The sequence below is a fragment of the Streptomyces sp. NPDC040545 genome (assembly GCF_055595065.1).
Genome location: NZ_JBVIWA010000004.1, coordinates 297,607 through 307,377, shown reverse-complemented (window position 1 = coordinate 307,377; position 9,771 = coordinate 297,607). Strand labels below are relative to the sequence as shown.

The following is a 9,771-nucleotide window of genomic DNA, read 5'->3' as shown; positions in this document are numbered from 1 at the left end:
TACCCCCCCCCCCACCCCCCCCCCCCCCCCCCCCCCCACCCCCCCCCCCCCCCCCCCCCCCCCCCCCCCCCCCCCCCCCCCCCCCCCCCCCCCCCCCCCGCCGTGCCGTCGGTGTACCCGGCCCGGGGTCAGCCCGGGATCAGGCCGTCGTCGCTGAGCATCTCCCTGACCTCGTCCAGGGCGGCGTCGTCACCGGGGAGGATCAGCTCGGACGGCTCCAGCGCGTCGTCCGGGAGCGGCGTGCCGAGCCTCCGTACGGCGTCCAGCAGTGCGCCCAGCGTCCGCCGGAAGCCCTCCTCGTCGCCGCTCTCCATCTCCGCGAGCAGTTCGTCGTCCAGCTTGTTGAGCTCGGGGAAGTGGCTGTCGGCCACTTCCACCTGCCCTTCCCCCATGATGCGGACAATCATGACGGGCCCACTCCTACTGCTTGTCGAACCGGTGCGGGGTCTGCGGCTGCTGGCCGTTGCCCTGCGCGCCGCCCTCGATGGCCTGCTGCTGGGCGGACGGGCCGCCCGCCAGCTCGGCCTTCATGCGCTGGAGCTCCAGCTCCACGTCCGTACCGCCCGAGAGGCGGTCCAGCTCGGCCTGGATGTCGTCCTTGGAGCCGAGGCCGCTCTGGTCGTCGAGCGCGCCGGAGGCCAGCAGCTCGTCGATCGCACCGGCGCGGGCCTGCAGCTGGGCGGTCTTGTCCTCGGCCCGCTGGATGGCCAGGCCGACGTCGCTCATCTCCTCGGAGATGCCGGAGAAGGACTCCGCGATCCGGGTCTGCGCCTGGGCCGCCGTGTAGGTGGCCTTGATGGTCTCCTTCTTCGTACGGAAGGCGTCCACCTTGGCCTGGAGCCGCTGGGCGGCGAGGGTCAGCTTCTCCTCCTCGCCCTGCAGGGTCTGGTGCTGCACCTCCAGGTCGCTGACCTGCTGCTGGAGCGAGGCGCGCCGGGACAGGGCCTCACGGGCCAGGTCCTCGCGGCCCAGGGCGAGGGCCTTGCGGCCCTGGTCCTCCAGCTTGGCGGACTGTCCCTGGAGCTGGTTGAGCTGCAGCTCCAGGCGCTTGCGGGAGGTCGCCACGTCGGCGACCCCGCGGCGCACCTTCTGCAGCAGCTCCAGCTGCTTCTGGTACGAGTAGTCGAGGGTCTCGCGCGGGTCCTCGGCCCGGTCAAGGGCCTTGTTCGCCTTCGCGCGGAAGATCATCCCCATACGCTTCATGACACCGCTCATGGGCTTCGCGCGCCCCCTTCTAGACGGACTGTGCTCCAGGTCACCGACAGAACCCACAGTACGGGCCCTGTCTCCATTACTGCACTGTTCGAGTACGGATGCGCTCCTCCTCCAGGACGACTACGCCCGCGCCCCATCAGGCGCAAGGAGTAGGTGATCCCAGGAGAGCGGGCCCACCGCACGCACCGTGCAAGGGGAAGGACGCCCGCCGTTGCCGGATCGTTCCCCAGCGGGGTGGGGCCCATGCCCGCAACCACGTACGCTTGGGTTTTGTGTTTGGTAGCCGCTCCTCCAAGGAAGAGAAGGCCGCCGCCACCGACAAGGTGAGCGCCGACCTCTCGCAGCCCCGTGACCCGCAGGCCCCGAAGGGCCGCCCTACGCCGAAGCGTGCTGTGGCCCAGTCGCAGCGCAAGGCCGTGGTGGCCTCGACCGGCAACCGCAAGGAGGATGCCAAGCGAGCCCGTGAGCGCCGCCGTACCGAGATGGCCAAGCAGCGCGAAGCGCTGGCCAACGGCGACGAGCGTTACCTGCCCACCCGTGACAAGGGCCCCGTCCGCCGCTTCGTCCGCGACTACGTGGACTCCCGCTACTCGGTCGCCGAGATGTTCCTGCCCCTGGCAGTGGTCATCCTGGTGCTGAGCATGGTGCGCCAGCCCTCGATCCAGACCATCGCGCTGACGCTGTGGCTCGTCGTGATCGTCCTGATCCTGCTCGACTCCATCGGCCTGGTCTTCCGCCTCCGCAAGGCCCTGGTCACGCGCTTCCCTGACGAGCCCCGCCGCGGCGCCATCGCCTACGGCCTCATGCGCACCCTCCAGATGCGCCGGCTCCGTCTCCCGAAGCCGCAGGTCAAGCGAGGAGAACGGCCCTGAGCCGAGCGACGCCCGGCATGTCGGGGGAAGGCTTCGCGGAAGGCGCCCGGCTCTGGCTCGAAGGCCTGGGCGGGCTGCGCAACGCCGTCCGGCAAGAGCTCGTGGGCCGGCAGGTCGACGAGCAGATCGCGCAGCGCTTCCCGGTCGGGCAGCGGCTGCGCGTGCTCGACGTCGGCATGGGCCAGGGCACGCAGGCACTGCGGCTGGCCCGCGCCGGGCACAAGGTGACGGGCCTGGAGCAGGACGCGGGCATGCTGGCCGTCGCCCGTGAGGCGCTGGCCGCGGAACCCGAGGGGATCCGCGACCGCGTCAGCCTCCTGGAGGGCGACGGCCGCGAGACCGGGGCCCACTTCCTGCCCGGCAGCTTCGACGTGGTGCTGTGCCACGGGGTGCTGATGTACGTGCCCGAACCGGACGCCATGCTGGCCGGGCTGGCCCGGATGCTGGCCCCGGGCGGACTGCTGTCCCTGCTGGTGCGCAACGGCGACGCGCTCGCCATGCGGCCGGGCCTGGACGGCGACTGGAAGGGCGCGCTGGCCGCGTTCGACTCCACCGACTACACGAACCGGCTGGGCCTGGACGTCCGCGCGGACCGGCTGGCCGGACTGACCGCGACCCTGTCGGGGATCGGTGCGCCGCTGCAGTCCTGGTACGGCGTCCGCGTCTTCACCGACGGCACCGAGGCGGGCGAGATCCTGCCCCCCGACGAGGAGCTGGAGCGGCTGCTGGCCGCCGAGGACCGCGCCGGGCGGACCGACCCCTACCGGGGTGTGGCGGCGCTGCTGCACCTGTGCGGGGTACGGGGCTAGCCCCGAAGACAGAACGGCGGAGCCGCCGGGTCACGCACCCGGCGGCTCCGCCGTTCTCGTGCCTGCGGAACGGCTACGCGTCCAGGGCGGCGCGCAGGCTCATGGTGTAGAGCTCGGTCCCGCCGTCGTCGGACAGCTTCACCTGCTCGACGCCGCCTTCCAGCAGGTCCTTCCAGTACTCCCCGATCCAGGACTCCGCGTCCCCCTGCGTGGTGAACTCCTCGGGTACCACCGACGGGCTCGTCTCGGTACCGTCGGCCGTCTCGAACCGCCACGTCCACGCCATGTCCGCCTCCGTTGCTCGCACGCTTCGCACGCTTCCTAGCCTGAGTGTGCCCGCAGAGTAACCGGGCGCGCAGCAGTCTCGGCGACGCGGGAGGATCATCCTGTGGAACTCACTCTGCTCGGCACCGGAACACCCGAGGGCCTGCCCCGCCCGGGCTGCCCCTGTGCGGCCTGCGCCGTCTCCGTCGGCTCGCGCTCCCGCGCCGCCACCGCCGTCCTCGTCGACGGGGCACTGCTGCTGGACCTGACTCCCGGGGCGGTGCTGGCGGGCGCCCGGGCCGGGCATTCGCTGGCCGGTGTGCGGCAGGTGCTGCTGACCCACCCGCACGACGGGCCCGCGGTCGAGCTGCCGCCCGGGCTGCCGGCCGCCGGGCGGGTACCGGACGGGCGGGAGCTCGCGGTGATCTCCGGGCACCGGGTGCGGGCGGTCCCGATGGACGCGCCGGGCACCGGGTACGAGGTGACGGGCCCGGACGGCGCCCGGCTGCTGTACCTGCCGCCGGGCGGGGCCCCGGCCGGGATCGCCGACCAGGCCGGGCGGCGCCCGTACGACATGGTCCTCATGGACGTGCTGGGCCGGCCCGAGGCGCTGGCGCGGCTGCGGGCGAGCGGCGCCGTCGGCCCGGCGACGGACGTGATCGCCGTCCACCTGGACCACGACACCCCGCCGGGCCGGGAACTGGAACGCCGGTGCGCGGCGGCCGGGGCCCGGGCGGTGCCGGACGGGACGACCGTGATCGTCGGGGAGTACCACGCGGTGCCGGACCTGCCGCGCCGCACCCTGGTGCTGGGCGGGGCGCGCTCCGGCAAGTCCGTGGAGGCGGAGCGGCGGCTGGAGTCCTTCCCGGAGGTGGTCTACGTGGCCACCGGCGGCACCCGGGACGGCGACGCCGAATGGGCCCAGCGGGTCGGCCTGCACCGGGAGCGCCGGCCGGGGAGCTGGCGGACGGTGGAGACGTGCGAGCTGGTTCCGCTGCTGGCCGCCGACGGCCCGCCGCTGCTGATCGACTGCCTGGCGCTGTGGCTGACGGACGCGATGGACCGGGCCGGGGCGTGGGACGACGCCGTGTGGGCCAAGGACGGGCAGCAGCAGCTCGCCGGGCGGACCGCCGAGCTGGTGGCGGCCGTACGCGCGACCCGCCGTCGGGTGGTGCTGGTCAGCAACGAGGTCGGCTCGGGCGTCGTCCCGGCGACCGCGTCGGGCCGCCGCTTCCGCGACGAGCTGGGCCGGCTGAACGCAGCCGTCGCGGGCGAGTGCGAGCACGTGCTTCTCGTCGTCGCGGGCCTGGTGACCGTACTCAGGGAATAGCTCGGGAAGGCAGCGGAGCGACTCGGTGACGAGGTGTCCGACAGCCCGTCGCCGAAGGCCTGAGGGAGGGCCTTACCGGCTGTACTCTCTGGCAGATGAGCACGCTGAATCTCGACGACTTCTCCGATCTGATCGAGCGCCCCGACGGGGGCGTCCGGCGTGACGCCGAGGAACGCCGTGAGCGCCTCGCCGTCCCGCCGGGCGCGCTGGGCCGGCTCGACGAGCTCGCCGAGTGGCTCGCCGCCGCGCAGGGTCAGGTTCCGGTCAAACCGATCGAGCGCCCGCGCGTGGTGCTGTTCGCCGCCGACCACGGGATCGCCGCCGAGGGCGTCTCCGCCCGGGCCGCGTCCACCGGCCACGAACTGGTGCGGGCCGTCCTCGAAGGGGCCAGCCCCGTGGCCGTCCTGGCCGGCCGGTTCGGCGCCACCATACGGATCGTCGACGCCGGGCTCGACTGCGATCCCGAGCTGCTCCCCGCGGACGTGGCAGGGCACCGGATCCGGCGGGGCAGCGGCCGGATCGACGTCGAGGACGCGCTGACGGCCGAGGAGGCCGAGGCCGCCGTGCGGCTCGGGATGCGGATCGCCGACGAGGAGGCCGACTCCGGGACGGATCTGGTCGTCCTCGGTGACCTGAGCGTGGGCGGGACCACCGTCGCCGCGACCCTCGTCGCCGCCCTGTGCGGAACGGACGCCTCGGTGGTCACCGGCCGCGGCGGCCTGCCCATCGACGACCTGGCCTGGATGCGCAAGTGCGCGGCGATCCGCGACGCGCTGCGCCGGGCCCGCCCGGTCCTGGGCGACCAGGTGGCGCTGCTGGCCGCGGTCGGCGGTGCGGACGTGGCCGCCATCACCGGTTTCCTCCTCCAGTGCGCGGTGCGCCGTACTCCCGTCATCCTTGACGGTGTCGTTTCGGCCGCGTGCGGGCTGGTGGCGCAGCGGGCGGCGTTCCGGGCTCCTGACTGGTGGCTGGCCGGTCAGGCCAGCGGCGAGCCGGGCCAGGCGAAGGCACTTGACCGAATGGCGCTCAACCCCGTGCTCGACCACGGCGTCACAGTAGGTGAAGGTACCGGGGCACTGCTGGCTCTCCCCCTCGTCCAGGCGGCCGCCGCACTCGCGGCGGAACTCCCGGAGCGGGCGGTGGAGGAGCCGACGGAATGAGCCGCCGGGGCCCCCGGTCCTGACCAGGCCGTGGTCCCCGACCGCGCAATCACGGACAGCTGCGCCCCATATGATCGCTTTTTATGGGAGAGGTCCGTTTGACCAGCGCAGAGACCGACCGCACCGCCGCACCGGCGACCGGTCCGTCAGCCGGCAGGAAAGAGACCGGCGGCGACCCCGCCGGCAGGGCGGCGGGGAGCGGCCGGGAGACCGGCCGGGGGAGCGCCCGTTCACGGCACGGCGCCGCGTTCGCGGTGTGGTACCTGCGCGCCGTCACCTTCATCAACTTCCTCAGCGCGGTGTGGGTTTCGCTCGGGCAGGACCTGAGGCGCCACAACATCGAGGACTTCTACACCCCGTACATGCTCACCGCGGGGTTCGCCTCCGGGCTGTTCACGCTGCTGCTCGCCGTCACCCTCGGCCGCCGCAAGCGGGCCTCCTGGATCCTCAACCTCGTCCTCAGCGGCCTCCTGGCGCTGCTGCTCGCCAACGCGCTCTCCACGCACGAGGAGATCCGCGAGCACGCGCAGAACTGGGTCTCCCTGGTCCTGACCGCCGCCTTCACGGCGGCCCTGCTGCTGGGCCGCCACGAGTTCTACGCCAAGGGCGACCGCTCCAACCCGGCGCTCGCCAGCGCCGTCGCCGCCGTCGGCCTGCTGCTCACCTCGCTGGTCGCGGCCCTGCTCGTCGGCGCCACCAACGTCTCCCCGATCGGCGCCGAGGCCTCCTTCCCGGAGCGCTGGTGGTACGGCGTGATGCGGCTGATCACCCTGACGCCCGGTGAGCGGGCCTCCGAGGCGATCATCACGCCCGGCTGGGTGGACGTGTTCATCAACGTCATGTCGATGCTGCTGCTGCTCGCCGTGCTGTTCGCCGCCTTCCGCTCGCGCCGCGCCGTCGACCCGATCAGCGAGGAGGACGAGGAGCGGCTGCGGGCGCTGCTGGCCCGGCAGGGCGACCGCGACTCGCTCGGCTACTTCGCGCTGCGCCGCGAGAAGTCCGTCATCTGGTCCCCCACCGGCAAGGCCGCCGTCACCTACCGCGTCGTCGGCGGGGTCTCCCTGGCCTCCGGCGACCCGATCGGCGACCCCGAAGCCTGGCCCGGCGCCATCGATCCGTGGCTGGCCGAGGCCCGCGAGCACGGCTGGGTGCCGGCCGTGATGGGGGCGAGCGAGGAGGCCGGGCAGATCTACGCGCGGCACGGCCTGGACGCCCTCGAACTCGGTGACGAGGCGATCGTCGAGACCGCCGATTTCACCCTGGAGGGCCGCGCCATGCGGACCGTCCGGCAGGCCTTCAACCGCGTCAAGCGGGCCGGGTACACGGTCCGCATCCGCCGCCACGACGACATCCCGGCCGAGGAGATGGCCGAGCTGGTGCGCCGCGCCGACGACTGGCGCGACGGCGCCACCGAGCGCGGTTTCTCCATGGCGCTGGGCCGGCTGGGTGATCCCGCCGACGGCCAGTGCGTGATGCTGGAGTGCACCGACGGCAACGGCGACCTGCGGGCCGTGCTGTCCTTCGTACCGTGGGGGCCCAAGGGTCTGTCGCTGGACCTGATGCGCCGTGACCGGGACTCCGAGAACGGCCTGATGGAGTTCATGGTCATCGAACTCCTCGAACGCTCCAAGGAGATCGGGGTCACCCAGGTCTCGCTCAACTTCGCGATGTTCCGGTCCGTCTTCGAGCGCGGGTCCAGGCTCGGCGCCGGTCCGGTGCTGCGGATGTGGCGCTCGCTGCTCAGCTTCTTCTCCCGCTGGTGGCAGATCGAGTCCCTCTACCGGGCCAACGCCAAATACCGGCCGATCTGGGAACCGCGGTTCATGCTCTTCGAGAAGAGTTCGGACCTGCTGCGGATCGGTGTCGCGGCCGGCCGGGCCGAGGGCTTCCTGGAGGCCCCCGGCCTTCCGAAGTGGCTGCACCGCAGACACCTGGAGACCCGCCGTTGACAGCGTGGAACACCTCCTCACTCCGGCGGTTCGCCCGCCGTGAGTGGGGACCCATGTTCTGGACCGTCCGGGACGCGCTCGTCCACGACAGGTGGCGGGCGATCCCGATGACCCTCGGCGCGGTCTGTCTGACCTCGGTCTTCCAGATCGTGCAGAACACTTCCTGGGGGTTCCAGCCGGTCCAGGACCTCGGTTCGGTCAAGGCCGCCGATCCGCTCGGGGCGGCCCTCATGCGGACCCCGCTGTCGCTGTTCGTCCCCGCCCTGGACCTGCCGGTGTGGGGGGCGCTCGCGCAGATCCTGCTCGTCTTCGGCATCGCCGAGATCTGCATCGGCTGGTGGCGCACCCTGCTGATCGGCTACGTCGCCACCCTCGCCGGGACCACGTACGCGCGGATCGGGCTCGCGCTCGGGCCGGAACATCCCCTCGGTCTGCCGGTGTCCGACCGGATCGTCAACGACACCGGGCCCTCGGCGGCCGTGGTGGGGCTGGCCATCTACGTCTGCTGGCGGTATCGGGCGTACCTGACCGGCGCCCTGGTGATCCTGGTGATGATCGGCGAGGTGCTGGTCAAGGACAACCTGGCGGGCAAGGAGCACCTGGCGGCCATCACCGCCGTCATGGCGGTGTGCGTGATGCGGGCGCGCTGGGGTCCGGTGCGCTCCCGCGTCCCGCTGGGGCCGCACCCTCCGACGTAGGGGGCGCCGGCGGATGAGGCCGTACCGTATCCGGGTGACGACAGACCTCGCGCGGTTCGCCCCCACCCGGCAGTGGATGCGGGCCCACCCGCTCGCCACCGATGCCGTGCTGGCGTTCGGGGCGTTCCTTGCCATGGTCGTCGGCTCGTTCGCCGATCCGCACGGGCCGCACGGGCCCACCTTCGGGACGCGCACCCCGGAGCCGTTCTCGCTGCTGCTGATGCTGCTCGGCGCGGCCGCCCTGGTCTTCCGGCGCCGCCAGCCGCGCGCCGTGCTCGCCGTGACCTGCGGGCTGTCCCTGCTGGAGCTCACCACCGGGGAGCCGCGGGCGCCCGTCGCCATGTGCGCGGTGATCGCCCTGTACACGGTGGCCGCCCACACCGACCGGCCGACGACCTGGCGGATCGGGCTGCTCACCATGGCGGGGCTGACGGGCGTGGCCATGCTCGCCGGGCCGCTGCCCTGGTACGCCCAGGAGAACATCGGGATCTTCGCCTGGACCGGGATGGCCGCGGCCGCCGGGGACGCCGTACGCAGCCGGCGGGCCTTCGTCGACGCCATCCGGGAACGGGCCGAGCGCGCCGAGCGGACCCGGGACGAGGAGGCCAGGCGGCGGGTCGCCGAGGAGCGGCTGCGGATCGCCCGGGACCTGCACGACGTCGTGGCCCATCACATCGCCCTGGTCAACGTGCAGGCGGGAGTGGCCGCGCACGTCATGGACAAGCGCCCGGACCAGGCCAAGGAGGCGCTGGCGCACGTACGGGACGCCAGCCGGTCGGCGCTGAACGAACTGCGGGCCACGGTCGGGCTGCTGCGGCAGTCCGGCGACCCGGAGGCGCCGACGGAGCCCGCGCCGGGGCTCGGCGTCCTGGACGAACTGGTGGACACCTTCCGGCACGCCGGGCTGCCGGTGGAGGTCATCGTCCAGCTGGACGGGACGGCGGGGCCGCTGCCGGCGGCCGTGGACCTGGCGGCGTACCGGGTGATCCAGGAGGCGCTGACGAACGTCCGCAAGCACGCGGGCCCGGGGGCGAAGGCCGAGGTCAGCGTGGTCGGGGTCGGGCCGTCGGTGGAGGTGACCGTCCTCGACGACGGCGGTGAGGCGGCCGACGCGGCCCCGGAACCGGCCGACCCGGGCGGCGGCCACGGCCTCCTCGGCATGCGCGAGCGCACCGGCGCCCTGGGCGGCTCCTGCTTCGCGGGCCCCCGCTACGGCGGCGGCTACCGCGTCCACGCCATCCTCCCCGTGGGGTAGCCGTCTCCCCTCGGCCTGGCCTCGGCCCGGCCAATTCCAGCCCCGCCGGCGTTTGAGACGCGGGGTCTGGGGCGGAGCCCCAGGAAACCCGGCTCCGCCGGGCAGGGGGGGGGGGGGGGGGGGAAGCCCCCCACACAAAAGGGGGGGGGAAGGGGGGGGGAGGGGGGGGGGGGGGGGGGGGGCGCAGCATTCCGATCGCACTGTCTTTTTTTTTTACCT

10 protein-coding genes are annotated in these 9,771 nt (G+C 73.3%); 7 read left to right on the top strand and 3 right to left on the bottom strand.

Going from position 1 to position 9,771, the window contains the following annotated elements; translation table 11 throughout:
- Positions 1 to 128: 128 nt before the first annotated feature.
- Both pspAA and ACZ573_RS11840 read right to left on the bottom strand, forming a co-directional pair.
- On the bottom strand, positions 129 to 407 hold the full coding sequence (gene pspAA / locus ACZ573_RS11845; protein ID WP_301371626.1) for a PspA-associated protein PspAA: 279 nt from the start codon (positions 405 to 407) through the stop codon (positions 129 to 131).
- A gap of 13 nt (positions 408 to 420) precedes the next feature.
- A complete protein-coding gene (locus tag ACZ573_RS11840) occupies positions 421 to 1,215 on the bottom strand; it encodes a PspA/IM30 family protein (RefSeq protein WP_301371625.1) in 795 nt (264 codons plus the stop codon).
- A gap of 263 nt (positions 1,216 to 1,478) precedes the next feature.
- On the opposite strand from ACZ573_RS11840, the gene ACZ573_RS11835 reads away from it, so the two are divergent.
- The gene (locus ACZ573_RS11835) at positions 1,479 to 2,087 is read left to right on the top strand and encodes a DUF3043 domain-containing protein (RefSeq protein ID WP_301371624.1); all 609 of its coding nucleotides are present in this window, start codon (positions 1,479 to 1,481) and stop codon (positions 2,085 to 2,087) included.
- 17 nt (positions 2,088 to 2,104) lie between these two features.
- On the top strand, positions 2,105 to 2,896 hold the full coding sequence (locus tag ACZ573_RS11830) for a class I SAM-dependent methyltransferase (protein ID WP_471302401.1): 792 nt from the start codon (positions 2,105 to 2,107) through the stop codon (positions 2,894 to 2,896).
- Positions 2,897 to 2,969: 73 nt separating this feature from the next.
- Here ACZ573_RS11830 and ACZ573_RS11825 read toward each other — a convergent pair whose 3' ends face one another.
- Positions 2,970 to 3,182 (bottom strand): hypothetical protein, encoded by a 213-nt coding sequence (locus ACZ573_RS11825; RefSeq protein WP_030011614.1) that lies wholly within the window; start codon positions 3,180 to 3,182, stop codon positions 2,970 to 2,972.
- Positions 3,183 to 3,284: 102 nt separating this feature from the next.
- Here ACZ573_RS11825 and ACZ573_RS11820 point away from each other — a divergent pair, with 102 nt between their 5' ends.
- From ACZ573_RS11820 to ACZ573_RS11800, 5 genes are all read left to right on the top strand, one after another.
- Complete coding sequence (locus tag ACZ573_RS11820; protein WP_471302398.1) at positions 3,285 to 4,490, top strand: bifunctional adenosylcobinamide kinase/adenosylcobinamide-phosphate guanylyltransferase; 1,206 nt, start codon at positions 3,285 to 3,287, stop codon at positions 4,488 to 4,490.
- A 95-nt stretch (positions 4,491 to 4,585) separates the two neighbouring features.
- On the top strand, positions 4,586 to 5,650 hold the full coding sequence (gene cobT / locus ACZ573_RS11815) for a nicotinate-nucleotide--dimethylbenzimidazole phosphoribosyltransferase (RefSeq protein WP_471302396.1): 1,065 nt from the start codon (positions 4,586 to 4,588) through the stop codon (positions 5,648 to 5,650).
- Positions 5,651 to 5,733: 83 nt separating this feature from the next.
- On the top strand, positions 5,734 to 7,599 hold the full coding sequence (locus ACZ573_RS11810) for a phosphatidylglycerol lysyltransferase domain-containing protein (RefSeq protein WP_471302393.1): 1,866 nt from the start codon (positions 5,734 to 5,736) through the stop codon (positions 7,597 to 7,599).
- A gap of 53 nt (positions 7,600 to 7,652) precedes the next feature.
- A complete protein-coding gene (locus ACZ573_RS11805) occupies positions 7,653 to 8,297 on the top strand; it encodes a hypothetical protein (RefSeq protein ID WP_471302390.1) in 645 nt (214 codons plus the stop codon).
- 76 nt (positions 8,298 to 8,373) lie between these two features.
- Positions 8,374 to 9,552, top strand: coding sequence for a sensor histidine kinase (locus ACZ573_RS11800; protein ID WP_471302673.1), 1,179 nt, complete (start codon positions 8,374 to 8,376; stop codon positions 9,550 to 9,552).
- Positions 9,553 to 9,771 lie beyond the last annotated feature (219 nt).